At 45.0% G+C, this 522-nt stretch carries 1 protein-coding gene; it reads left to right on the forward strand.

All coding sequences use genetic code 11. The features are described 5' to 3' along the window. Positions 1-41 precede the first annotated feature (41 nt). Positions 42-522 (forward strand): 5-oxoprolinase subunit PxpA (locus B2671_RS15790; protein ID WP_346871265.1); only part of this gene is annotated, 481 nt, incomplete at its 3' end.

Genomic DNA, 522 nt, shown 5'->3' on the forward strand with positions numbered 1-522 from the left:
TATGTAAGCCAGACGACATGAATTGATAAAGGAATAATGCCATGTTTGTAGATTTAAATAGTGATTTGGGTGAAAGCTTCGGCTCATGGAAAATGGGTAATGATGACCAGATTTTACCTGTCGTGACCAGTGCCAATATTGCTTGTGGTTTTCATGCTGGTGACCCGCTCGGCATTTTAAAAACGGTTCGTAAAGCAGTTGAACTTGGCGTGACCATAGGTGCTCATGTGTCTTACCCAGACCTTGTTGGCTTTGGTCGCCGTAATATGGATTTGTCGCGTGACGAGCTTATTGCCGATGTGCTTTACCAAATTTCTGCGCTCGATGGTTTGGCTAAAGTAGCTGGTTCAAAAGTGCAGTATGTTAAACCACACGGTGCGCTCTACAACACCATTGCCCATGACCAAGCTCAGGCAGCCGCAGTAATTGATGCCATTAAAATGTATAACCCTGAACTCGTACTAGTTGCTTTAGCTGGGTCGAACTTAGTCGAACAGGCACGAGCTGCGGGTTTAAAAGTTG

The organism is Clostridium sp. UBA5119, from assembly GCF_002414285.1.
GTDB lineage: Bacteria > Bacillota > Clostridia > Clostridiales > Clostridiaceae > Clostridium_J > Clostridium_J sulfidigenes.